The organism is Pseudomonas sp. CC120222-01a, from assembly GCF_003097235.1.
Lineage (GTDB): Bacteria > Pseudomonadota > Gammaproteobacteria > Pseudomonadales > Pseudomonadaceae > Aquipseudomonas.
Genome location: NZ_QEQQ01000007.1, coordinates 45262 through 70590, shown reverse-complemented (window position 1 = coordinate 70590; position 25329 = coordinate 45262). Strand labels below are relative to the sequence as shown.

The 25329-nt window shown below is 64.6% G+C and carries 20 protein-coding genes; 15 read left to right on the top strand and 5 right to left on the bottom strand.

The annotated features are described in order from the left end of the window. Positions 1-81 precede the first annotated feature (81 nt). From N430_RS11490 to N430_RS11445, 10 genes are all read left to right on the top strand, one after another. Positions 82-1608 (top strand): glycosyltransferase, encoded by a 1527-nt coding sequence (locus N430_RS11490; RefSeq protein WP_178083384.1) that lies wholly within the window; start codon positions 82-84, stop codon positions 1606-1608. Positions 1609-1640: 32 nt separating this feature from the next. Next, the gene (locus N430_RS11485; protein WP_110639106.1) at positions 1641-2804 is read left to right on the top strand and encodes a PilZ domain-containing protein; all 1164 of its coding nucleotides are present in this window, start codon (positions 1641-1643) and stop codon (positions 2802-2804) included. Between the two features lie 21 nt (positions 2805-2825). After that, the gene (locus N430_RS11480) at positions 2826-4277 is read left to right on the top strand and encodes a tetratricopeptide repeat protein (RefSeq protein WP_110639107.1); all 1452 of its coding nucleotides are present in this window, start codon (positions 2826-2828) and stop codon (positions 4275-4277) included. After that, positions 4274-5728, top strand: coding sequence for an alginate export family protein (locus N430_RS11475; RefSeq protein ID WP_110639108.1), 1455 nt, complete (start codon positions 4274-4276; stop codon positions 5726-5728). Before N430_RS11480 ends, N430_RS11475 begins: the two co-directional genes overlap by 4 nt. A 14-nt stretch (positions 5729-5742) precedes the next feature. Next, complete coding sequence (locus N430_RS11470) at positions 5743-7170, top strand: MBOAT family protein (RefSeq protein WP_110639109.1); 1428 nt, start codon at positions 5743-5745, stop codon at positions 7168-7170. Between the two features lie 9 nt (positions 7171-7179). Beyond that, positions 7180-8274 carry an alginate O-acetyltransferase gene (locus N430_RS11465; RefSeq protein ID WP_110639110.1) on the top strand — a complete coding sequence of 365 codons (1095 nt, stop codon included), beginning with the start codon at positions 7180-7182 and terminating at the stop codon, positions 8272-8274. An 18-nt stretch (positions 8275-8292) separates the two neighbouring features. Then, positions 8293-8922, top strand: a complete 630-nt coding sequence (locus N430_RS11460; RefSeq protein ID WP_110639111.1) for an alginate O-acetyltransferase AlgF — start codon at positions 8293-8295, stop codon at positions 8920-8922. A gap of 27 nt (positions 8923-8949) precedes the next feature. Further along, the gene (locus N430_RS11455) at positions 8950-10362 is read left to right on the top strand and encodes an alginate biosynthesis protein AlgX (RefSeq protein ID WP_110639112.1); all 1413 of its coding nucleotides are present in this window, start codon (positions 8950-8952) and stop codon (positions 10360-10362) included. Between the two features lie 146 nt (positions 10363-10508). Continuing rightward, complete coding sequence (locus tag N430_RS11450; RefSeq protein ID WP_110639113.1) at positions 10509-11594, top strand: polysaccharide lyase; 1086 nt, start codon at positions 10509-10511, stop codon at positions 11592-11594. 3 nt (positions 11595-11597) lie between these two features. Further along, positions 11598-13052: a right-handed parallel beta-helix repeat-containing protein gene (locus N430_RS11445; RefSeq protein ID WP_110639114.1), complete on the top strand. Its 1455-nt coding sequence runs from the start codon at positions 11598-11600 to the stop codon at positions 13050-13052. A 108-nt stretch (positions 13053-13160) separates the two neighbouring features. Here N430_RS11445 and N430_RS11440 read toward each other — a convergent pair whose 3' ends face one another. Beyond that, entirely contained in the window at positions 13161-13637 is a 477-nt protein-coding gene (locus N430_RS11440) for a GNAT family N-acetyltransferase (protein ID WP_256592122.1), read from the bottom strand. Positions 13638-13758: 121 nt separating this feature from the next. Between N430_RS11440 and N430_RS11435 the strand changes: the two genes are divergently transcribed. Then, complete coding sequence (locus N430_RS11435; RefSeq protein ID WP_110639115.1) at positions 13759-15375, top strand: inorganic phosphate transporter; 1617 nt, start codon at positions 13759-13761, stop codon at positions 15373-15375. A gap of 169 nt (positions 15376-15544) precedes the next feature. Here N430_RS11435 and N430_RS11430 read toward each other — a convergent pair whose 3' ends face one another. Together N430_RS11430 and N430_RS11420 are read right to left on the bottom strand one after the other, a co-directional pair. Further along, positions 15545-16240 (bottom strand): glutathione S-transferase N-terminal domain-containing protein, encoded by a 696-nt coding sequence (locus N430_RS11430; protein WP_110639116.1) that lies wholly within the window; start codon positions 16238-16240, stop codon positions 15545-15547. Between the two features lie 514 nt (positions 16241-16754). Beyond that, positions 16755-18137, bottom strand: a complete 1383-nt coding sequence (locus N430_RS11420; RefSeq protein ID WP_110639118.1) for an amino acid permease — start codon at positions 18135-18137, stop codon at positions 16755-16757. A 267-nt stretch (positions 18138-18404) separates the two neighbouring features. Between N430_RS11420 and gcvA the strand changes: the two genes are divergently transcribed. Next, on the top strand, positions 18405-19304 hold the full coding sequence (gene gcvA / locus N430_RS11415) for a transcriptional regulator GcvA (RefSeq protein ID WP_110639119.1): 900 nt from the start codon (positions 18405-18407) through the stop codon (positions 19302-19304). A 102-nt stretch (positions 19305-19406) separates the two neighbouring features. After that, positions 19407-20657 carry an aspartate aminotransferase family protein gene (locus N430_RS11410; RefSeq protein WP_110639120.1) on the top strand — a complete coding sequence of 417 codons (1251 nt, stop codon included), beginning with the start codon at positions 19407-19409 and terminating at the stop codon, positions 20655-20657. Between the two features lie 3 nt (positions 20658-20660). On the opposite strand, the gene N430_RS11405 is transcribed toward N430_RS11410, so the two are convergent. Then, the gene (locus N430_RS11405) at positions 20661-20963 is read right to left on the bottom strand and encodes a hypothetical protein (RefSeq protein WP_054884890.1); all 303 of its coding nucleotides are present in this window, start codon (positions 20961-20963) and stop codon (positions 20661-20663) included. 131 nt (positions 20964-21094) lie between these two features. Here N430_RS11405 and N430_RS11400 point away from each other — a divergent pair, with 131 nt between their 5' ends. Then, entirely contained in the window at positions 21095-21520 is a 426-nt protein-coding gene (locus tag N430_RS11400; protein WP_110639121.1) for a hypothetical protein, read from the top strand. A 73-nt stretch (positions 21521-21593) separates the two neighbouring features. Continuing rightward, the gene (gene fusA / locus N430_RS11395) at positions 21594-23705 is read left to right on the top strand and encodes an elongation factor G (protein WP_110639122.1); all 2112 of its coding nucleotides are present in this window, start codon (positions 21594-21596) and stop codon (positions 23703-23705) included. Between the two features lie 109 nt (positions 23706-23814). On the opposite strand, the gene N430_RS11390 is transcribed toward fusA, so the two are convergent. Then, positions 23815-25257 (bottom strand): SulP family inorganic anion transporter, encoded by a 1443-nt coding sequence (locus N430_RS11390; RefSeq protein WP_110639123.1) that lies wholly within the window; start codon positions 25255-25257, stop codon positions 23815-23817. Between the last annotated feature and the right edge of the window lie 72 nt (positions 25258-25329).

The window sequence follows — 25329 nt, the reverse complement described above, 5'->3', positions numbered from 1 at the left end:
ACCCACCGCGCTCCACCTGCCTCAGGCTCACGCCTGGGCGGGGTGGCGCGCGGGCACCGCAAAAACAGGAGTCAAGGCGACATGGATCGACAGCAACCACCCTTCGTGGCACCCGGCTACCTGCGCGCAGCCGCCAGCTTCTTCGGCTGGGCGTGCCTCGCCGGGCTGATCGCGCTGGCCTCGGAGATGGTCGCGCCGCAGTACCTGGACCCGAACCACCACCTGTTCATCTTCATCATCGGCACGCTGGGCATGTGGCGCTACGGCAACGCCATCGTCCACTACCTGCGCGGCATGTACTTCCTGCACTGGAAGTTCCCGCGCCTGCGCCGACAGGTCGAGCGCCTGGGCGATGCCGCACTGCCCTCGCACATGTTCATGGTGGTGACCAGCTTCCGCATCCCCACCACGACCACCTTCAAGGTCTACCAGTCGGTATTCCAGGAAGTGCAACGACTGAACGTGCCGTGCACGGTGATCGCCTCGATCGTCGAAAAAGGCGACGAGACTTTCATCAAGGAGATCATGCGCAACGAGGTCAAGGACCGCGACGACATCAAGCTGGTGATCGTTCGCGCCCGTGGCACCGGCAAGCGCGACGGCCTGGCCCATGCCTTCCGTGCGCTGTCGCGGCAGATGCCGCTGAATGACGCGGTGGTCGGAGTGGTGGACGGCGACACCATGATGCTGCCCGGTTGTGTCGAACGTGCGGTCAAGCTGTTCGCCGTGCTGCCGGACGTGGGCGGCCTGACCACCAACGAATTCTGCGAAGTTGAAGGCAGCCGCTGGATGCGCCAGTGGCACTCGATGCGTTTCGTCCAGCGCCACATCAACATGTGCTCGATGGCCCTGTCGCACCGGGTGCTGACCCTGACCGGGCGGCTGTCGTTCTTCCGCGCCGAAGTGATGACCGACCCCGAGTTCATCCGCGACGTCGAAGCCGACTTCCTCGAACACTGGCGCCTGGGCCGCTTCCAGTTCCTCACCGGTGACGACAAGTCGAGCTGGCTGAGCCTGATGCGCGCCGGCTGGAACACCTACTACGTGCCCGACAGCCACACCCTGACCGTCGAGCACCCGCCCAGCGACAGCTTCCTGGTTGCCACCCGCCAGCTGATGTTCCGCTGGTACGGCAACTCGCTGCGGCAGAACTTCCGCGCCACCGCCCTGCTTGGCCGCGCCCGACTGGGGCTGTTCACCCTGTACGTGCTGCTCGACCAGCGCGTATCGATGTGGACCTGCCTGATGGGCCTGACCGCCTCGGTGGTGGCCGGCCTGGTGTTCGGTATCCAGTACCTGCTGGTGTACCTGTTCTGGGTGCTGATCTCGCGCAGCCTGGTGACCGTGCTGTTCGTCTTCGCCGGCCACCCGGTCAGCCCGATGTACCCCTTCGTTCTTTATTACAACCAGATCGTCGGTTCGCTGATGAAGGTCTACGCGATGTTCCACATGGACCAGCAAAGCTGGACGCGGCAGAAGACCACCCTGGCCACTGGCAGCGTCGACTTCGACGCCAGCCTCAACCGCTGGTCCTCGAAGGCGATGCTGTGCTCGTCGATCGCGATCTTCTTCGGGGTCATCACCGTTCTTTTAGAAGTCTCTCATTAAGAACCCGCAACGTTAAGGAAAGGCGCCTGCACATGAGTACCACGAACATTCCCGCGGCCCCGGGCAAGACAGCGGCCAACATCGTCCATGAGGCGGTCGACGAGCGCCAGTACGTGCGCACCCGGATGAACGCGCGAGTGCGCCTGGCCAGTGCCGGGCAGGCGCCGTTCGAAGTGGCCCTGCAGGACATTTCCTTGGGCGGCCTGGGCCTGACCCACGACGCGCCGCTGAAAGTCGGCACGCTGTACGACGCCTCGATCCGCCTGCGCCTGAACCAGGTCGACCTGAACATCGACAGCAAGATCCGCATCGTCTCCCAGCGCGGCAGCGAAGTGGGCGCGCAGTTCGTCGAACTCGATGCACAGAAGCGCGACATCCTGCGCTACCTGATCAGCGCCTATATGTCCGGCGAAATCGCTGACATCAATGGCCTGTTCAATGTCATGCAGCGCGAGAACTACATCAAGGAACGCAAGCACAAGTTCGCCAGCGCACGCACCCCGGGTGCCCGTCTCAAGGCCCTGACCGGCACCTTGCTGTACACCGCCGCCGGCGTCGCTGCGCTGGCCTTCGTCGGCTACAAGGGTTACCTGCTGTTCTTCCGCATCCCGGCGCTGCAGGCCCAGGTGGCGACCAACGCCCAGGTCATCAGCATGCCCGACAACGGCTATGTGAAATACCTGCTGCCCGCTGGTGCCACCGAAGTGCAGGCCGGCCAGCCGCTGGCCAGCATCTCCACGCAGTTGGCCACCAGCTTCACCAGCCCGGCCGACATGAAAGCGGTCGCCGACCTGTCGCCGGGCGACCTGCAGACCCTGCTCGGCCGCGCCACCATCGAGACGGTGATCAACAGCCCGTGCGACTGCACGGTCTACTACCCCAGCCAGCGCCTGGACGGCTACGGCTACAAGGAAGCCCCGCTGATGCACCTGCTGCCCAAGGACCAGGGCCTGTTCGTGCGCGCCAACGTGCCGTTCGACAAGCTCGCCGATGTCGACCGGGTGAAGTCGGTGGACATGCAGGTGTTCGGCCTCGACCAGCACTACAGCGGCAAAGTGGTCGACGCACGCGTCGACGAGGTCAACCGCAACCTGGCACTGACCATCCAGCCTGACAGCCCGCTCCCGGCTGCGGCCTACCAGAAAGCTGTCGCGGTCGACCTGTTCATGGGCCTGCCGTTCGGCGCAGCGCGCTAAAAGGCCGAGGACGATAACGCCATGACCGCCAATATGCCTCCCCGTCTGCTGCTGGCCGGCCTGGCCCTGGCCTGCGCCAGCACGGCCAGTGCCGGGCAGAGCCTGGAGCAGATCCGCTACGCGCTGTACAAGGACCCGTCGGCCGAGGTCACCACCGACCTGCGCGAACTGGCTGCCCGTGGCGACCTGGCCAGTACCCTGCTGCTTGGCGATGTGCTGGCCGGGCGCGAAGACGCCAGCCGCGCGGAAGTGGTGGCGCTGTACCAGAAGGCCTTTGCCGACGGCCATGGCATGGTTCCGGCACTGGCCTCGCTGGCCCGCCTGATCGACCGCACGCCGAGCCTGCGCGAGGCGCAGCGACCGTGGATGGCGCAGGCCCTGACGCGCTACCCGGCCAACCTCGACCCGCGCAACACCAGCACCACGCTGGAAGTGTTCCTGACTTACCCGGAGCTGGTCGACACCGCCCAGGCCGCCCAGCTGCTGGCGCTGTACGAGCAGGCCTGCCTGCTCAATTGCCGCCCCGAGCTGTACCACGCCGTGCTCGCCGAGCGCCAGGGCGACCGCGCCAGCGCCGAGCGCTGGTATCGCCAGGCGGTGCGCGTGGACGTGCGCGCCCTGGACCGCTACTACGCGTTCCTCGGCGAGCAGCAGGACCGCCTGTTCCCGCCCTTCGCCGACCAGCTCGAACCTGAGCGCGAGCAGTTGCCGGTGGAGATCATCCACCGCGTCGCCGCGCTGCTCGACAGCATCACCAGCGTGCAGCGCGCCGAACAGGACGCCGACCGCTACGAGAGCCAGGCCACTGCACCCGCTGCCGAGAAGCTGCCGCCCACCCCGGAACAACTGCCCCGCGAAAAGGCCCAGGACGACGCGCTGAACCTGGCCACCGCCCGGGTCCAGCGCTGGCGCGATGTGGCCGTGGCCCGTGGCTTCGTGCCGGCCATGGTGTCCAAGGCCAACTACATGATCTCCAACCCGACCGAACACAACGCCGAGGAAACCCAGGCGCTGATCGACCAGGTGCGCGAGCGCGAACCGACCCGGGCCAAGGCCCTGCAGGCGCAGTTCTACATGGTCAACAACTGGCTGACCCTGGACCCGGACAAGGCCCGCGCCCTGATCGACGAGCTGCGTGCCAACGGCTACCCCGGTGCCGGCCTGCTGCTGGGCGAGTACTACAGCAAAGGCGTCGAGGACCAGCCCGACCAAGAGAAGGCCCTGGCGCTGTTCCAGGCCGAAGCCGACAAGGGCAACACTGCCGCCTGGTACCGCATGGCCACCCTGCACGCCTACGGCCGTGCCCTGTGCCACGACCCGGTCAAGGCCTATACCTACGCCCGCGTCGCCCTCGACCTGGGTGAACGCAGCGCGCGCAGCCTGATCAGGCGCCTGGAAAAGACCCTGCCAAAGGATGACATCGAGCGTGCCCTGGCCGCTCGCAACGGGCTGTTCAAGGAGGCCACCCTGTGAAAGCGCATCACCCCCTGTTCGGCGCCCTGCTGGCCCTGGCACCGTTGCCAGCGGCCTTCGCCGCAGAAGAAATCACCGGCCCCGAAGCCGACAGCAACGAACCGGTGCGCGTCGCCGCGCTGGATGGCAGCGAGCCGGTCATCACCTCGGAAGTGTTCAACAAGCTCACCGTGCAGACCGGCTACGGCCCGCAAGACTCCCAGGTCGGCAGCGACCGCGAGATGTTCTACAGCCTGCGTTACGAGCCATCGTTCGCCTGGTACTCGCCGGAAAAGCGCTGGGCCAAATGGATGGTCTACGGCCGCCTGTGGTTGAACTACGACTCCAGCCAGTCGAGCAACCTCACCAACGAAGCGTCCAACGCCAACGAGCGCGAGCAGCCCGAGGGCTGGTACGCCGAACTGCGCGAGCTGTACGTCAAGCGCAACCTGATCGGCGACGACCCGCGTTTCTCTGCCTCGTTCGGCCGCCAGCGCTTCTATGACGACTACGGCATCTGGTGGGACGACAGCCTCGAGTCGCTGCGCTTCAACTACCAGGACACCTTCAGCGAGGCGTTCTTCGCCGTCGGCCAGAAGTTCCACAACTACAACACCGACGTCAACCGCCTGGCCGACAGCGAGGAGCGCACCACCTACCTGATGGGCCAGTACGCCTACCGCTGGAGCCAGAACAACCAGGTCGGTGTGCGCCTGATGCACGAGAACGACCACAGCGGCCACGACGCCGACGACCGCTACGACTTCAAGGGCATGCGCTACGGGCTGTTCTTCAAGGGCGACAACCTCGCCTACCCGGTGCTCAGCGACTACCACCTGGAACTGGCGGCGCTGGACGGCAAGATGGACAACACCGACGGCAACGGCGTCACCACCACCGGTCACAGCAGCAAGGGCTGGGCGGTGCTGGGCGAAGTCGGCAAGCGCTTCGACGAGCTGGCGTGGACCCCGCGCGTGGCGCTGCGCGGCGGCCTGACCGACAAGCCCAGCGACGAGAACGACGGCTTCCGCCTCAACGCCATCCAGTCCGACCGCATCACCCGCACCGGCTTCTACAGCACCCGCCTGACCAGCTCGTTCGTCGCCCTCGACCTGCGCAACCTGAGCTACTACGGCTTTGCCGTGGAGACCCGCCCCACCCCGCGCAGCGCGCTGGACCTGCGGGTGACCCAGCTCGACCTTCGCGATGCCGACGGCACCCTGCCGATCCGCATGAATGGCGACCAACGTTCGGCACGCAACCGCGCCATCACCCAGGGCACCAACGGCAACGGGCGCAATGTCGGGCAGATGATCGACCTCAACTACTACTGGAAGATGTTTCCGGTGGCTATCGATGGCAAGCACCTGGACGTCAACGCGCTGGTCAGCGCCAGTTATCTCAATGCCGGCAGTGCATTGGAAACCGGCGATGACTACCAGCTGAGCGTCGGCGTGGTGATCAGTTACTAAGGAAGGGCCGTGCCATGATCTTCGCCTCCAATGTGTTCCTGTTCCTTTACCTGCCGCTGTTCCTGGCCGTGTATTTCCTGGCCAAGGCGCAGTGGCGCTCGACGGTGATCGTGGCCGCCAGCTACATCTTCTATGCCTGGTGGCGCCCGGACTTTCTGCTGCTGTTCGTTGGCATCACCTACTGGAACTACTGGTTCGGCCTGCGCATCAAGGCACGCCTGGATGCCGGCGACAAGCGCATGGCCCTGCGCCTGCTGTGGATTGGCATCGCCGGCAACCTGTCGACCCTGGGCTACTTCAAGTACGCCAACTTCGGTGCCGAGGTGCTGGCCCTGCTGCTGGCGCCGCTGGGCATCAACACCTGGACGCTGGAGAACATCTTCCTGCCGCTGGGCATTTCGTTCTACGTGTTCCATGCCCTGAGCTACATCGTCGACATCTACCGCAAGGACGCCACGCCAACGCGCAACTTCATCGACTTCGCCGCCTTCGTCGCGCTGTTCCCGCACCTGGTGGCCGGGCCGATCCTGCGCTACAGCCAGCTGGCACCGCAGTTGCGCGAGCGTACCCATTCGCTGGAGCTGTTCTCGCTGGGCGTGTGCCGCTTCATGCTCGGCTTCATCATGAAGGTGCTGATCGCCGACCGCCTGGCGCCGATCAACGTGCTGTTCGTCAGCGAAGGCACACTGCAGTTCAGCGACGCCTGGTTCGGCCTGGTGATCTCGACCCTGCAGCTGTACTTCGACTTTGCCGGTTACAGCCACATGGCCCTGGGCCTGGCGCTGATGATGGGCTTCCGCTTCCCGGAAAACTTCAACCAGCCCTATGTCTCGCAGAGCATCACCGAGTTCTGGGCACGCTGGCACATGACCCTGGCGCACTTCCTGCGCGACTACGTGTACATGCCACTGGTGCGCAAGCGCGTGGCCGGTGCCCTGCCGGCGCTGATCTGGACCATGCTGCTGTCGGGCCTGTGGCACGGGGCGAGCTTCGCCTTCATCTGCTGGGGCCTGTTCTTCGGCGTGGGCATGGTGATCGAGCGCAAGTTCAACCTGGCGACCAAGGTCACCACGCCCTACCACCTGGGCCGCAACCTGCGCACCGGGGGGCTGATCCTGCTGAGCATGCCGCTGTTCTTCACAATGGACCTGCGCCACAGTATCGACATCTACCAGGCGCTGTTCGGCCTCAACGGCTTCGGCTCGCTGGAACTGTACGTGCTCGGCGCCTCGAAGATGGCCATGGCCTTCGCCCTGGTGGCGCTGGCCTGGCTGGTACTGGCCGGGATCAACAACGTGCGTTTCTACGCCGGCAACAAGGACGGTTACTTCATGCGCCATGTCGGCGCGCTGCACAGCGTGCTGCTGTGGGGCGGCTTCCTGCTGGCATTGAGCAGCCTGGCGGCCAACTCGTTTTCGCCCTTCCTGTATTTCCAGTTCTAGGAGACGGCCATGTACCCGGTGATGAATTCAGCCAGCAAGGCTAATGGCATTCTGTTCGTGGTGGTGCTGGCGGCGATGTTCGTCTATTCGCTGCCGCCGGTATTCAGCTTTGCCCGCACCTCTACCGACACCTGGAACCTGTTCGTCGACGGCAAGCTGCTGCGCAAGTTCGAGCAGGCCTACGACAAGCGTTTCTTCCTGCGTGACCCGTCGGTGGAGCTATGGGCCGATGCCCAGTTCCACCTGTTCGGTGAAGGCACCAAGGGCGTGGTGCTGGGCAAGGATGGCTGGCTCTACACCAACCAGGAATACCGCGTGCCCAACGACCTCAAGGCCAACGTGGCGAGCCAGCTGGAGCAGATCGCCAAGGTCCGCACGCAGCTGGCCGAACACGGCAAGCAGCTGGTGATCCTGCCGCTGCCGATGAAGCTGGATGTGTACGCGGCCCATGCCCAGCACGCCTTCGACCCACGGGTGACCAGCCTCTATGACCACTTCGTCGGCGAACTGCAAAACCGCCACCTGGACGTAGTGCCGTTGCGCGGGGCCTTCCTCGCCAACCTCGATGGCCCGCAGCTGTTCCTCAAGTCCGACACCCACTGGAGCCCGGAAGGCGCACGCCTGTCGGCCTACGAACTGGCGCGCCAGCGCCCGCAATTGCTGGGTGACCAGGTGTACGTGTCGCACAAGGCCGGCGAGAAGAGCATCAAGGGCGACCTGATGAACTACATCCAGTTCGACCATGCGCGGCTAGCGCCACAGTTCGGCCCCAACCCGATCGCCCTGTACGAAACCCTCAAGGCCGAACAAGGCGCCGACGACCTGTTCGCCGAGGAAAACCAGAGCCTGCTGCTGGTCGGTACCAGCTACAGCAAGATTGACGACTGGAACTTCGTCGGTTTCCTCAAGGAGGCGCTCAACCGCGACCTGCTGAGCATTGCCGTGGAAGCCCGCGGCCCGTTCGAGGCGATGAACCAGTTCCTGGCCAGCGACCAGCTGGCCAACACACACATCGAGACCGTGGTCTGGGAATTCCCCCTGCGCACCCTGCTCGCCCACCGCCCCGGCTCGCTCAGCCGCAGCGCTGCGCCCCAGCATTTCTGACGATTCAAGGAGAACCTGATGAAGCTTGCCCCACTGTTCACCGCTATCGCCCTGGCCGCTGCCAGCCATGCCGCCCTGGCCGCCGAAGGCAACGCCGACCTGTACGACGCCGTGGCCCCGGCCGACTCGGCGTTCGTCCGCGTGCTGAACCTGTCCGACAGCAACATCGACGTCACCCTCAGCGGCAAGGTCAACCCGCAGCGGGTAGCCGCCGGCCAGCTCAGCGGCTACCGCTTCACCCCTGCCGGCCCGCACAAGATCGCCGTCGGCGGCAAGTCGATCGAGCCGCAGCTCAAGGCCAATGCCGCCAGCACCGTGGTCTACGACGGCAAGCAGCTGAAGCTGATCAGCGACAAGTACGTCAACGAGCCGAAGAAGGCGCAGATCGCCTTCTACAACCTGAGCGCCAACCAGGCCACGCTGAAAACCTCCGATGGCAAGCACGACGTGGTCGAGGCCATTGGCAACGGCGAGACCGGCACACGCATGGTCAACGAGATCAAGATCGACTTCGCCGCTTACCAGCAGGACACCAAGGTCGCCAGCTTCGACGAGCAGTTCCTCAAAAAGGGCCGCTCGTACAGCTACGTGCTACTGCCAGGCAACCGCAGCATGACCCTGGCCAACAGCATCGACCCGACCGAGTGATGAATGCCCTGCAAGGATGAATGGCACATGAAGACCCTTGTACCTTTTGGCCTGAGCGCTGCCCTGGCCTTGCTCAGCCTGCCGGGCCTGGCCGCGCAGCCGGCCCAGGCTGCCCAGGTGGCCGGGCCTGGCTGCGAGAACCTGCAGTGCATGGTCTGCCCGGCCCTGAGCGACCCGCAACGCTATGCCGAAGGGCGCATGAAACTGATGCGCGAGATCGTGCCTGGCAAGGACCGCTGGCTGTTCCGCTCGGCCGTCGACCTGACCAATGACTTCGGCATCCCCGCGCCGATGCGCCCGGAGTTCGCCCGCCTGATGCAGGCGTTCGAGCGCCAGGGCATCCATGTGGCCATGGCAATCCAGCCGACTCGTGGGCTGATGCACCGCGACAAGCTGTTCGCCGACCAGCTTCACGGCTTCGACTACGCCCGCGCCAGCAACAGCCTCAGTGCCTACCTCGGCCAGCTGCGCCAGGGCGGCGCGGTGGTGGCGCCGATGATGCAGCTGGTGCAGCAGCCGCCGAAAGGCGAGTACTTCTTCCGCCGCGACCACCACTGGACGCCCACCGGCGCCGAGGCCACGGCGAAACTGATGGCCGAAGAGATCCGCCGTCAGCCGTTCTACGCCGGGCTGACCAAGAAGGCGTACCGCACCGAGCCGGGCGTGATGGTGCCCAAGGACGGCACCCTGAACCTGGCGATGAGCAGCATCTGCGGCAACAACTACGGTTTCCAGTACGTGCGCGGCTACCAGACCATCCCCGTGGCCGCAGGCGCCGACGCGCTGTTCGACGAGGCACCGGACCCGGAAGTGATCCTGGTCGGCGACAGTAACGCTGCGGCCCGTGAGGACGAGAGCAAGCAGTTCAATTTCGATGGCTACCTGAAGCAGTACCTGAACGTCGACATCCTCAACTACGCCCTGCCCGGGGTGGGTGAAGATGGCTCGCTGCTGGAGTACCTGTTGTCCAGCGACTACAAGCCCAAGGCACCGCCCAAGCTGATCGTCTGGGAACTGCCGGCCAACTACCGGCTCGATTCGCCGCTGATGTATCGCCAGCTGGTGCCGGCGGTTCAGGGTGGTTGTTCGGCAAGCAAGGAAGTGCTCGGCGCGAAATTGCAGCGCCCGGCGTTGAAGGTGGGTGAGCGCATCGAGCTGCTGAGCAATGCCGGCAGTGGTCGCCAGGCACTGTCCAAAGGGTTCCTCGACATTCGCCTGAGCGACAAGAACGTCAAGGACTTCTACATCATCGTCTATTACGACAACGGTGCCCGGGACAAGGTGTGGTTCCGCCGTGACGCGGTGGTGACCGGCGGGCAGTATTACCTGGAGCTGAGCAAGGCACCGGAGTTTGCCGGGGCCAACCTGTTGTCGGTGTTCATGGAACCGACCAAGGCCGGGACTGTAGCGACCGATGTGGAGACGCGCCTGTGCCTTTGAAGAATGTATTGCCAAGCCTGGGGCTGCTTTGCAGCCCTTTCGCGACACAAGGCCGCTCCTACAAGGGACCGCGATCGCCTGTAGGAGCGGCCTTGTGTCGCGAAAGGGGCGCAACGCGCCCCCAGAAAGCTGCACTGCTGCTCGCCATGGGCCTGCTTCTCCCCCAGACCCACGCGGCACAGTCCATCTGGCCCGCCCACAGCACCCCGCAAGCGGCCATGATCGCCGACTACCGCACCCTGGCCTGCACCAAGGAACCCCCCGTCCCCTACACCGGCAGCCTGCGCCTGGAAAGCAAATACGACCAGCGCGATGCCAGCAAGTCGACCCTGCGCAGCAGCCCCGACGCCAACAGCGAGCAGATCGCCAAGCAGGTCAAGCAGTTCGTTGGCGGCCTGATCTATGCCAGCAAACGCTTCCAGCAGGCAAAGAAACCTCAGGACGCCAACATGGCCCTGGCCTGCCAGGACCAGTGGCTGCAACACTGGGCCGAAGCCGGCGCCCTGCTCAACCCGGACGCCAGCGGCACCGGCATGGCTGCGCGCAAGTGGGCGCTGGCGGCCATGGCCGGTGCCGTGCTGCTGACCCAGTCGGCTGCCGACGGCAAGCTGCAACTGAACGAAACCCAGCGCAGCTGGTTCACCCGCCTCGGCGAGTTGGTGATCCACGAGTACGATCCCCGCCGCAGCGCCAGCGGCGTGTACTTCAACAACCACGACTACTGGGCCGCCTGGGCCGTCGCCGCCACCGGCATGCTGGTCGGCCGCGACGACTTCATCCAGTGGGCCGACGGCAACCTGCGCCGTGGCCTGGCCCAGGCCGTGCGCGCCAGCAATGGCAACTACGCCTACCTGCCGCTGGAAGTGGCACGCAGCAAGCTGGCGGCCAACTACAGCCAGTACGCGCTGGTGCCGCTGGTGCTGCTGGCCGAATCGGCACGCGCCAATGGCCTGCCGTGGAGCAACGAAGACCAGCAGACCCTCGACCTGCTGGCCAACTTCGCTGCCCGCACGGTGCTCGACCCAGGCGACCTGCCCGAACTCAAGGGCCAGTCCCAGGCGGACGTGGCACCGTACAAGCTGGCGTGGCTGATCCCGTTCCTGCAGCGCAACCCCGGCCATGCGCTGGCGCGCCAGCTGTACGACAGCGAAGACGGCGAGGTGGACAACTACAGCCAGCTCGGTGGCCCGATCAAAGCGTTCTACCCTCCACTGCCCGGATCAAGGAGCTGACCCATGGCTGCCCTCGCCCGCTTTTCCCTCACCTGCCTGGCCGCCCTGTGCCTGGCAGGCACTGCCCAGGCCGCCAGCCAAGCGCTGCCGGTCAACCAGACAGTGGACACCCTGCCCCGGGAGCAACGCCAGCTCAAGGTCGAGCAACTGCGCCAGCAGGTGCGCCAGGCCGTGACCTTCCAGCAGGCCGAACGGCAACGCCCGGCCGGGCGCGCCAGCGTCAGCCTGCAGCCGATGTTCTCGGCCCAGGCTGGCAGCTGGCCGTTCGAGCCGTTCGTCAACAACGGCCTGTTCCGCGCCATCGCCGGTTACCAGGCACACCACCCGCAAGTGGTGATGCTGCGTGGTGGCAGCATCACCCTGGCGCAACTGCACGATGCACTGAACGACCCGCGCGTCCTCAAGCGCTACAAGGATGGCTACCTGCTCAGCTACCCGCTGTTGATCGGCAGCGATGCCGGGCTGGTGCTCGAAGGCACCAGCCTGTACCTGTCGAGTTTCTCCGGCACGGCGCTGATCAACCAGGGCTGGCTCGGGCTCAACCAGTCCAGCCTGGAGAGCATGGCTGGCGACAAGCCGGGCAGCACCGACCGCGCCTGGCGGCCGTTCGTGGTGGCCTGGGCCGGCAGCCATACCCAGGTGCTCGGCTCGACGCTCAAGCGCCTGGGCTACAACGCCAACCTTTCCCGCGGCCTGACCACCGCCTTGAGCACCCAGCAGGCGGCCAGCACCCGCCCGGCCACGGTGATCATCCGTGACAGCCAGTTCAGCGAAATGTCCAGCGCGGTGGAACTGCAGCACAGCCAGGCGACCATTACCGGCAGCCGGTTCGAGCAGTCGCAGCAGTACGCCCTCGATGTGCAGAACAGCCAGGTCAAGCTGCAGGGCAACCAGCTGCGCGGTATCGACAACAACAGCGGCGTGCGCCTGCGTGGCCAGACTCGCGCCCTGGTCGAAGGCAACCTGATCCTCGGAGCGACCAAGGCCGCCATCGAAGTCAGCGAGCAACAGGGCGCAGTGCTGTTGGCCGGCAACCGCATCGGCGACAGCCGTGGCAATGGCATCCAGCTGCGCAACCTGGCGCCCACTGCAGCGGCACCGTTGGTGATCGACGACAACCTGCTGGCCAGCAGCCAGGGCAGCGCGGTGGATGCCAGCGAGGTGGGCGCTGTGGCGCTGCTCGACAACCGCATCGGCAATACGGCGGAATACGCCATCAGCCTGCGCAATGCCACGCCACTGGCCGGGCCGCTGGTGCTCAGCGGCAATCGCCTGGGCCGGGTCGGCAAGGCACTGGTGCGGGTGGAAGGTATGCGGGATGTGGTGCTGGGGGGCAACAGCTTCGATGGCAAGCCGTTGCTGCAGAACCTGTTGATCGGGGATTTGTTGCCCTTGCAGGGGCAGTTGCTCGAGGCCACGGTTCGCCAGGGTGAGACGGTGCGGGTCAGGCAGCAGTGATCCATTGCTTGCATTGACTTCACCGGCCTCTTCGCGGGGCAAGCCCGCTCTACAGCGATACGCAGGGTCTGTAGGCGCGGGCTTGCCCCGCGAAGAGGCCAGTGCAGGTCACCCAATGACCCGCTGCATCCTCACAAAACAATCATCCTCCCCCATCTCGACAAACCCATGGCGCAGGTACAGTTGCCGCGCCGGGTTGCTCTTGAACACCATCAACCTCAATAACGGCAGCCGCCGCTGCGCCGCCCATCTGGCCAGCGTCTCCAGCACCTGGCTACCCACCCCGCGCCCACGCTGCTCTGGCAAAAGGTGCAACTCGCGAATGAACAACGCCTGCCGGTCCTGGCTGAGGCTGCAGAAACCCAGCACGGTCTCCCCTTCCATCACCAGCCACTGCTCGCGCCAGCCCCAGGCTTCATCGAACGCCTGTTCGATCCACAACAGGTCGAACTCGCGGTAATAGGGCAGCATCGCCCGTCGCGTCAGATCGCGAGCAAAGGTGCGCCAGACATCGCTCGCGGCGACCAGCAGGCACGGGCCATCTTCATCGTCGATCTCGTCGTAGACATGTTTACAGCGAATCATGGTGTTCTCATGCCTCTACCGTCTGTCCTGAGACTAGGTGATTCCTTGATCGAGGTCATATCCAAGTGAGGAATTGTTTCTATGCTCAGTGCCACCCTCGCCGACGCCAATCGGAGCCCCCATGGCAACCCCGTCACTGGCCAGCCAGCAGCCCCTGGCCCATAGCGATGCCCGCCCGCAGTTTCCGCACAAACCCGGGCGCGCCACCCTCGTGCTGTTCTTCGGCCTGTTACTGGCTGGCATCGCCTACACCGTCTGGAGCCTCAAACAAGATGTGGTCGCCAGCGGTACGGTGATCACCACCGTCACGCCCTTTCTGCTGCTGGGCCTGGCGCTGCTGATCGCCCTGGGATTCGAATTCGTCAACGGCTTCCATGATACCGCCAACGCGGTGGCCACGGTGATCTACACCCATTCATTGCCGGCACCGGTTGCGGTCGTGTGGTCCGGGCTGTGCAACTTTCTGGGCGTACTGCTTTCCAGCGGCGCAGTGGCGTTCGGCATCATTGCCCTGCTGCCGGCCGAGCTGATTCTACAGGTCGGTTCTTCGGCTGGCTTCGCCATGGTCTTCGCCTTGCTGCTGGCGGCGATCATCTGGAACCTCGGCACTTGGTGGCTGGGGTTGCCAGCGTCCTCTTCACACACCCTGATCGGCTCGATCATCGGTGTCGGCGTGGCCAACGCGCTGATGCACGGGCGCGACGGTACCAGCGGGGTCGACTGGAGCCAGGCCAGCAAGGTGGGTTATGCCCTGCTGTTCTCGCCGCTGATCGGCTTTGCCTGCGCCGCCTTGTTGCTGCTGGCGCTGCGCGCGCTGGTCAAGCGCAAGGCGCTGTATCAGGCACCTGAAGGCCGCACGCCCCCGCCGTGGTGGATCCGCGGCATTCTGATCCTGACTTGCACCGGCGTATCGTTTGCCCATGGTTCCAATGACGGGCAGAAAGGCATGGGCCTGATCATGCTGATCCTGGTCGGCACCCTGCCGATGGCCTATGCCCTGAACAAGACCATGCCCAGCGAGCAGGCGCTGCAGTTCTCCGCCGTTGCCGAAGTGACCCGCCAGGCACTGGTAAACACGGCGCCCGGGCCGGCCCCCGCCGACCCGCGCCAGGCGCTGACCGCATTCATCGCCGAGCCCAAGGCCAACCCGCAGCTGGTACCGGCACTCGCCGCGCTGACCGGCATGATCGGTGACCAGGTCAAGGGCTATGGCTCACTGAAGCGCGTGCCAGCCGAAGCCATGGCCAACGTGCGCAACGACATGTACCTGACCAGCGAAACCATCCGCCTGATCGAGAAGAAACAGCTGGTGGCGTTCGACGCCGACACCCGCAGCCATGTGCTGTTGTTCAAGACGCAGCTGGACGATGCCACCCGCTACATCCCGTTGTGGGTCAAGGTGGCCGTGGCCATCGCCTTGGGCCTGGGCACCATGGTCGGCTGGAAGCGTATCGTGGTGACGGTGGGCGAGAAGATCGGCAAGACCCACCTGAGCTACGCCCAGGGGGCTTCGGCGGAAGTGGTCGCCATGTGCACCATCGGTGCGGCGGACATGTTCGGGCTGCCGGTGTCGACCACCCACGTGCTGAGCTCGGGGGTGGCCGGTGCCATGGTCGCCAACGGTTCGGGGATCCAGAAGCGCACGCTGATCAACCTGCTGATGGCCTGGGTGCTGACCCTGCCGGCGGCGATGCTGTTGGCCGGGAGTCTGTACTGGCTGCTAAGCCAGATTTTCTGATCCGGAATGAACGCTTTTTTGCGGGAGCGGCCTTGCGTCGCGAAAGGGGCGCGAAGCGGCCCCAGGATTTCTGCACCATTACATATCGCTGGGGGCTGCTTCGCAGCCCTTTCGCGACGCAAGGCCGCTCCCACAAAGGCCGCACCTGCAGGAAGTGGCGTGAGCTGATTCAGGCGGGGATTTTCAGGCCACGCTGCACGGCGGGCCGCTCAAGGAACTTGGCCAACACCCGCTGCACTTCCTGGAACGCATCGAAGCCCACCAGCTCGCGGGCGTTGTAGCGCTCCACCAGGTTGCGCACCCAGGGGAAGATGGCGATGTCGGCGATGCTGTATTCATCGACCATCCACTCGCGCCCTTGCAGGTGCCGGTCCAGCACACCCAGCAAGCGCTTCGATTCGTTGACGTAACGGTCGCGCGGGCGCTTGTCTTCGTATTCCTTGCCGGCAAAGAAGTGGAAGAAGCCAACCTGGCCGAACATCGGCCCGATGCCGCCCATCTGGAACATCAGCCACTGCAGGGCCTGGTAGCGCTGGGCCGGGTCCTGGCTCAGCAGCTGCCCGCTCTTTTCCGCCAGGTACTGCAGGATCGCCCCCGACTCGAACAACGCCAGCGGCTGGCCGCCCGGGCCGTTGGGGTCGAGGATCGCCGGGATCTTGTTGTTGGCGCTGAGCGAGATGAATTCGGGGCTCAGCTGGTCATCGTTGTCGAAGCTGACCTTGTGCGGCTCGTAGGCCAGGCCGATCTCCTCCAGCATGATCGACACCTTGACGCCGTTGGGCGTGGGCAGCGAGTACAGCTGCAGGCGCTCGGGATGCTTCGCGGGCCATTTACGGGTGATGGGGAAAGCGCTCAGATCGGTCATGGTCAACCTTGGGCTTGAATGGGAACCGTCACTGTAGAGACATCCCGGCTGGCTGACCATCACCCGCCGTTGATCAGCTGGCCTGGCCGTGCGCCTTGAGCTCTTCTGTGTCTTACAGACGCCTGTCTTGGCTTTTTTGGTGGTGCGGAAATCGAGCGCCGCCCGCGCGGCGCATCGCGGGCAAGTCGGATCGCCGCACCGCCGCTCCCACATCTGTTTCGGGCCAATCGCTCCTGTGAAGCCAACAGGGACCGCCTTGTTGGCATGGCAATGCATCTCGGTGGGCGCTGATGCCGCTCCATCTATCTCCAGTCATGCGCGCAACTGCTTATCATCGGTCTCCAGTCAGGCACCAAGGCGGATCCTGTTGGCGGCACAGGACTAACTGGCCCGAAACAGATGTGGGAGCGGCGGTGCGGCGATCCGACTTGCCCGCGATGCGCCGCGCGGGCGGCGCTCGATCTCACAGACGCCACAAAACCCAAGGCGAACGCCCCAAATCAAAGCACCACCCTCAAGCGGTCTGGGCAACCACCTTTCCGCTCTTCTGGGTCAGCGAGACCAGCAGGATAAACAGGGTCACACCAGCGGTCATCAGCGTCTCGTAGCGGTAGGCATCGCTGAACAGCATGTAGCCCAGGACCATGACGATGGTGCCGATCACCAGCCAGGTCAGCCACGGGAACAGCCACATCTTCAGTTCCAGCGGGCGCCCTTCACGCTCGGCACGGGCACGCATGCGCAGTTGCGACACGGCGATCACCAGGTACACCAGCAAGGCGATGGCGCCCGTGGTGGACAGCAGGAAACCGAAGACCTTGCCCGGCAGCACATAGTTGACGAAGCAACCGACGAAGCCGGCCAGGGTCGAGAGGATCACCGCCACGGTCGGCACGCCAGCACCGGAAATGCGCTTGGTCATGCTCAGCGCCTGGCCACGGGCACCCAGCGAATAGAGCATCCGCGAAGCCGTGTAGAGGCCGGAGTTCATGCAACTGGTCACCGCCACCAGCACCACCAGGTCGACCAGCAACTTGGCGCCCGGCACGTTGAGCACTTCCAGCACGCGCTGGAACGAGCCTACCGCTTTCAGGCTCGGGTCGTTCCAGGCCACCAGCGACACCACCAGGAAGATCGATGCGAGGTAGAAGATCGCGATGCGGTACACCACCAGGTTGGTGGCACGGCGGATCTTGTCTTTCGGGTTGGCGGTCTCGTCGGCGGCGATGGTGACGATCTCGGCGCCGAAGAACGAGAAGATGGTGATCAGCACGCCACCGAGCACGGTGCCGAAACCGTTGGGCATGAACCCGCCGTTGTCCCACAGGCGGCTGATGCCGGACACCTCGGCCAGCGGCCAGAAGCCGAACACGGCCAGGCTGCAGACCGCGATGAAGGCGATGATCGCAACCACCTTGACCAGCGCGAACCAGTACTCGAACGCGCCGAAGTTCTTCACGCTGACCAGGTTGCTGCCCGACAGCACGACCATGATCAGGAAGGCGAACAGCCAGGACGGCACGCCCGGGAAGTAGGCATGCAGGATGTCTGCACCGGCGATGGCCTCGACCGGGATGATCAGCACCCAGAACCACCAGTACAGCCAGCCGATGGTAAAGCCTGCCCAGGGGCCGATGGCTTCGGAGGCGTAGGTGGAGAACGAGCCGCTGTTGGGGTTGGCGATGGCCATTTCCCCCAGCATGCGCATCACCAGCAGCACCAGCAGGCCGGTCATGGCGTAGGAGATGAGAATGGCTGGGCCCGCCGTCGCGATGGCGTTGGAAGAACCGATGAAGAGGCCGGCACCGATGATGCCGGCAATGGAAATCATGGACACCTGACGCGAGGTCAGGCCGTGCTGCAAGGAACGCTGTTTGTTGTTGTGTAGCGAAGCCATGAAGAACCCTCGAATGGGTCGGCCGGCGTGCGGTTTGAATGCCGTCGTCGGCTGAAAAGTTGGAGCAGAAGTCGGGTAGGTCGTATTGCTCGTTGTTGTTGTTTTATGTCGCCGGTCGCGCCGTTACCTCCTCTTCGCCGTACCGGTTGTAATCGTTGATCGAGGTCAGTATTAATCTATAGGGCGAGGTCAACAAACGACCTTTTCGAAGCACATGATTCCAATACGGAATGAACTTCATCCTTTTTTGCTCGGTACGCGCCTGCCATGTCCAAACGCCTGATGCCCTCGACCACCGCCCTGCAGTGCTTCGAAGCCGCCGCCCGACACCTGAGCTTCACCCGTGCAGCACAGGAGCTGCACCTGACCCAGAGTGCCGTCAGCAAACAGGTCGCGCAGCTCGAGGACATGCTGTCGCATTCGCTGTTCCAGCGTATTCGCCGGCGCCTGCACCTGACCCCGGCCGGCGCGCTGTACCTCACCGAAGTGAACAAGATCCTCACCCAGATCGACATCTCCAGCCGCTACATCCTCAGCTACGGTGACGAGACCGAGGTGCTGCGCATCGCCACCCAGCCAACCTTCGGTGCGCGCTGGCTGGTGCCCAGGCTCAAGGGCTTCGGCGACCGCCACCCGCGCATCCACCTGGACATCCGCAACGAACTGGAGCCATTCGACCTGGTGCAGGCCAAGGCCGATATCGCCTTTTTCTTCGGCCAGGGCACCTGGCCGGGGGCCACCTGCATCGAGTTGTTCAGCGAGGAGGTAGTGCCGGTGTGCGCACCCGAGCTGCTGGCCCGGCACCGTTTCGACAGCGCCGAGGCGCTCACCGAACACCGGCTGCTGCAGTGCGCATCACGGCCGGAGGCTTGGCACGAGTGGTTCCTGGGGTTGGGCTTGCACAGCCAGAACAGCTACCACGGGCCGCGCTTCGACACGTTCTACCTGTGCATCCGCGCCGCCATCGCCGGCTGTGGCATTGCCCTGATTCCGCGCTACCTGGTGGCCGAAGAACTGAGCGAAGGCAAGCTGGTGGTGGCCTGGGACCACCCGGTGGCGAGCAATGGCCGGCACTTCATCGCCCACGCCGAACATGCTGCCGAAGTGCCCAAGGTCAAGGCCTTCGTGCAGTGGATCCGCGAGCGGGCGGCCGAGGACGACCGCTAGAGTTCGCGAATCCAGGGAATGATCGCAATCGAATAATTCGTTTGCGGAATAATACCGCGGCGCGCTTGGATATTAAGAAACTCGAACAAGGTCCGCGTGCCCATGAATCTGGAAAGTATCAGCCAATCCATTGCCATCGTTCATCCGATCACACTTTCCCATGGCCGTAATGCCGAAGTCTGGGATACCGACGGCAAACGTTACATCGACTTTGTCGGCGGTATCGGCGTGCTCAACCTGGGCCACTGCAACCCGGCCGTGGTCGAGGCCATCCAGGCCCAGGCCAGCCGCCTGACCCACTATGCCTTCAACGCTGCGCCCCATGGCCCGTACCTGGAATTGATGGAGCGCCTGCGCCAGTTCGTCCCGGTCAGCTACCCGCTGGCCGGCATGCTCACCAACAGCGGCGCTGAAGCGGCGGAAAACGCCCTGAAAGTTGCACGCGCCGCCACTGGCAAACGCGCCATCATCGCCTTCGACGGCGGCTTCCACGGCCGCACCCTGGCCACCCTGAACCTCAACGGCAAGGTCGCGCCGTACAAGCAAAAGGTCGGTGAACTGCCGGGGCCGGTGTACCACTTGCCCTACCCCAGCGCCGATACCGGCGTCACCTGCGAGCAGGCGCTCAAGGCCATGGACCGCCTGTTCAGCGTCGAATTGGCGGTGGAGGACGTGGCGGCGTTCATCTTCGAACCGGTGCAAGGCGAAGGCGGCTTCCTGGCCCTTGACCCAGCGTTTGCCCAGGCACTGCGGCGCTTCTGCGACGAGCGCGGGATCCTGATCATCATCGACGAGATCCAGTCCGGTTTCGGCCGTACCGGCCAGCGTTTCGCTTTCCCACGCTTAGGCATCGAACCGGATTTGCTGTTACTGGCCAAGAGCATCGCCGGCGGCATGCCGCTGGGCGCCGTGGTCGGGCGTCAGGACTTGCTGGCGGCACTGCCCAAGGGCGGCCTGGGTGGGACCTATTCGGGCAACCCGATCGCCTGCGCGGCGGCGCTGGCGAGCCTGGCACAGATGACCGACGACAACGTTGCCACTTGGGGTGAACGCCAGGAGCAAGCGATCGTTAGCCGCCACGCCCGGTGGAAGGCCTCGAACCTGAGCCCGTACATCGGCCGCCTGACCGGCACCGGCGCCATGCGTGGCATCGAGTTCGTCAATGCCGATGGCAGCCCGGCACCAGCCCAGTTGGCCAAGGTGATGGAAGCGGCGCGGTCCAAGGGGCTGCTGCTGATGCCCAGCGGCAAGGCGCGGCACATCATTCGCCTGCTGGCACCGCTGACCATCGAGGCCGAAGTGCTCGAGGAAGGGCTGGATATCTTCGAGCAGTGCCTGGCTGAACTGAGCTGAGGCTTACAGGCCCAGTTCTTCAGGGGTGAGCATGTCGGACTCGAAGGCGATCCAGCCGCCTTCGAGTTCGGCGTGGCCGTTGACGATCGGGCCGTAGTAGGTCAGGCCGTTCTCCAGGGTCACGCAGATGTGCGTGGCGGTTTTCTCGGGGGCCGCGAGCGTACCGACGAAATGCACCTTCTTCAGGGTTTCGGTTACCGCTTCCAGACCGACGCGCATGCCTGGGTTTTCCGAGGCTTCGGTGTCACCGCCGCGGTCTTCGGCGCTGATGGTCACGGTGGCGGTGTAGGGGTACTTGGTGCTCAAGCGGGGTTACCTCAAAAGGGTGTCGGGGTAGATGGGCGCGTAGAGTACGCGGAAGAGGCCGGGCCTGCAAAAGCTGCCCCGATCTGTTAGGGTGCCCGCCGATGCACGCCACACCACACGAGGACACCTGAGTGAGCGCCGAAGAACCCCTGATCGCCGACCTGTTCGAGGTCGACAAACGCCTGACCCTCAAGCCCGTCGTGGATTTCAACAGCTACCTGCGCAACGCCTTTGGCGAAGGCCCGTGCCGCTGCCACCGCTGCGCCGAAGGCAGCGACGAAAGCACCTACAGCCACGCACACAACTTCACCTTCGAAGGCCGCCCGTGGCACCGCCGCTTCGCCAGCACCGCCGGGAGTGACGTCGCCCAGGTACTGAAAAAGGCCTGGCTGTCGTACACCAAGGCCGACCTTACGCTGCTCGGCGCGCTGGACCTGACCACCCTCAAGACCTTCACCGAAGCCGCCCTGCACCAGCGCCTGCTGGCCCTGCTGCCGGCCAGCGGCCTGGCCCGCGAAATCGACGGCCAATGGATGCTGCAAGCCCAGGCTGACTGACGGCCCGGCGGTCAGGCAGGATTTCCCCGCTCTGCTACCGTGGGGGAATCCGCCCATCCGCAGGTAGCCCGCCATGGCCCGTACAACGCCCATCGAGCTGTACCGCAATATCGGCATCGTCGCCCACGTGGACGCTGGCAAGACCACGACCACCGAACGCATCCTGTTCTACACCGGGGTCAACCACAAGATGGGCGAGGTGCACGATGGCGCCGCGACCATGGACTGGATGGCCCAGGAACAGGAACGCGGCATCACCATCACTTCGGCGGCGACCACAGCCTTCTGGCAAGGCTCGACCAAGCAGTTCGCCGACAAGTACCGTTTCAACATCATCGACACCCCCGGCCACGTCGACTTCACCATCGAGGTGGAGCGCTCGCTGCGCGTGCTCGACGGCGCGGTGGTGGTGTTCAGCGGCGCCGACGGCGTCGAGCCGCAATCGGAGACAGTCTGGCGCCAGGCCAACAAGTACCACGTGCCGCGCCTGGCCTACATCAACAAGATGGACCGCCAGGGCGCCGACTTCCTGCGCGTGGTCAAGCAGATCGACCAGCGCTTGGGTCACCACCCGGTGCCAATCCAGCTGGCCATCGGCAGCGAGGAGAACTTCATCGGCCAGATCGACCTGGTGAAGATGAAGGCGATCTACTGGAACGACAACGACCAGGGCACCAGCTACCGCGAAGAAGCCATTCCCGCCGAACTGCAGGCACTGGCCGACGAATGGCGTGCACACATGATCGAGGCCGCCGCCGAAGCCAACGATGAGCTGACCATGAAGTTTCTCGAAGGCGAGGAACTGAGCGTCGATGAAATCAAGGCGGCCTTGCGCCAACGCACCATCGCCAATGAAATCGTCCCGACCATTCTCGGCTCTTCGTTCAAGAACAAAGGCGTACCGCTGATGCTCGACGCGGTGATCGACTACCTGCCCGCGCCCTCGGAAATCCCGGCGATCAAGGGCACCGACCCGGACGACGAAGAAAAGCACCTGGAGCGGCACGCCGACGATAAAGAGCCCTTCTCTGCCCTGGCCTTCAAGATCGCCACCGACCCCTTCGTCGGCACCCTGACCTTCGCCCGGGTATATTCCGGCGTGCTCAGCTCAGGCAACGCCGTACTCAATTCGGTGAAAGGCAAGAAGGAACGCATCGGCCGCATGGTGCAGATGCATGCCAACCAGCGCGCCGAGATCAAGGACGTGTGCGCAGGCGATATCGCTGCGCTGATCGGCATGAAGGACGTCACCACCGGTGACACCCTGTGCGACATGGACAAGCCGATCATCCTCGAACGCATGGACTTCCCCGACCCGGTGATCTCGGTGGCGGTGGAACCGAAGACCAAGGGCGACCAGGAGAAGATGGGCATCGCCCTGGGCAAGCTGGCCCAGGAAGACCCGTCGTTCCGTGTGCGCACCGATGAAGAAACCGGCCAGACCATCATCTCCGGCATGGGCGAACTGCACCTGGACATCATCGTCGACCGCATGAAACGCGAGTTCAACGTCGACGCCAACATCGGCAAGCCGCAGGTGGCTTACCGCGAGAAGATCCGCAATACCTGCGAGATCGAGGGCCGCTTCGTTCGCCAGTCCGGCGGGCGCGGCCAGTATGGCCACTGCTGGATCCGCTTTGCCCCTGGCGATGAAGGCAAGGAAGGCCTGGAGTTCGTCAACGAGATCGTCGGCGGCGTGGTGCCGCGTGAGTACATCCCGGCGATCCAGAAAGGCATCGAGGAGCAGATGAAGAACGGCGTGCTGGCCGGTTACCCGCTGATCAACCTGAAGGCGGCGGTATTCGACGGCTCGTACCACGACGTCGACTCCAACGAAATGGCCTACAAGATCGCCGCCTCCATGGCCACCAAGCAGTTGTCGCAGAAAGGCGGCGCGGTGTTGCTGGAGCCGGTGATGAAGGTCGAAGTGGTGACGCCGGAGGAGTACCAGGGCGATATCCTCGGCGACTTGAGCCGGCGCCGGGGCATGATCCAGGATGGCGATGAGACACCGGCGGGCAAGGTGATCCGCGCCGAGGTGCCGTTGGGCGAGATGTTCGGCTATGCCACCTCGATGCGCTCGATGACCCAGGGGCGGGCGAGTTTTTCGATGGAGTTCACCCGCTATGCCGAGGCACCGGCGAGCATTGCCGATGGCATCGTCAAGAAGAACCGCGGGGAATGACGTTCTCCTGTGCCGGCCTCTTCGCGGCTAAAGCCGCTCCCACAGGGATCGCATCCCCCTGTGGGAGCGGCTTTAGCCGCGAAGAGGCCGGCATAAGTAGCACAGAACTTCAGTGCTGCTCGCCAGCCCGCTTCAGCAGCTTCTTGCAGCGCTCCGACAGATGCACCACGCGCAGGTGCTTGCCGGCCTTGGCATAACGCTCACGCAGGGTCTTCAACGCCGCAATCGCCGAATAATCGACAAAGCTCAGGTGCTGGCAATCGAGGGTGACCTTGGCCGGGTCTTTGGCGGGGTCGAACTGGTTGAGAAACGGCGTGGTCGAGGCAAAGAACAGCGTGCCATGCACCTGGTAATGCTTGCCACCTTCCCCGTCCTCGTGGCTGTCGGCATACAGCTCGCGGGCGTGCTGCCAGGCAAAGTTCACCGCCGCGATGACAATACCGAACAGCACCGCCGTGGCCAGGTCGGTGAACACCGTCACCACGGTCACCGCGATGATCGCCAGCACATCGCTCACCGGCACCTTGTGCAATACCCGCAGCGAGGCCCAGGCGAAGGTCTGCTGGGCTACCACGAACATCACCCCGACCAGCGCCGCCAGCGGAATGCGTTCGATCAGCGGCGACAGGAACAGCACGAACAGCAGGATCATCACCCCGGCCACCACGCCCGACAACCGGCCACGGCCGTTGGAGCTGAGGTTGATCACGGTCTGGCCGATCATCGCGCAGCCACCCATGCCACCGCACAGGCCGGAGACCATGTTGGCCGCCCCCAGGGCCACGCATTCGCGGTCCGGGTAGCCACGGCTCTCGGTGATCTCGTCGGTGAGGTTGAGAGTCAGCAGGGTTTCCAGCAGGCCGACCATGGCCATCAGCACCGCGTAAGGGGCGATGATCTTCAGGGTTTCCAGGTTCCACGGCACCTGCGGCAAAGCCAGCTGTGGCAGGCCACCTGCGATGTGCGCCATGTCGCCGAGGGTGCGCGTCGGCAGGTCAAGCAGGTACACCGCCACGCCAACCCCGAGGATCGCCACCAGTGCCGGCGGCACCGCACGGGTCAGCTTCGGCAGCACGTAGACCACCAGCATGGTCAGCGCCACCAGGCCGATCATCAGGTACAGCGGTGCGCCGCTGAGCCAGTGCTCACCGTCCTTGAAGTGCTCGAGCTGGGCCATGGCGATGACGATCGCCAGGCCGTTGACGAAGCCGAGCATCACCGGGTACGGCACCAGCCGCACCAGCTTGCCCAGGCGCAGCAGGCCGAACAGGATCATCACCACCCCGCCCAGCAGCACCGTGGCCAGCAGGTATTGCACACCGTGTTGCACCACCAGTGCGACGATCACCACCGCCATGGAGCCTGCGGCACCGGAGATCATCCCCGGGCGGCCGCCGAACAGCGCCGTCAGGGTGCAGATGATGAAGGCGCCATACAGGCCCATCAAAGGGTTGAGGTGGGCTACCAGGGCGAAGGCGATGCACTCGGGCACCAGGGCGAACGAAGTGGTCAGGCCGGCGAGCAGGTCGGCGCGTAGTCGGGCGGGTTTCATGGGCATCCTGTGGTGCGGTCCGGGCGGACGGTACGGAAAAACAAGGGGCGCGATGTTACGGAATTTGTCTGA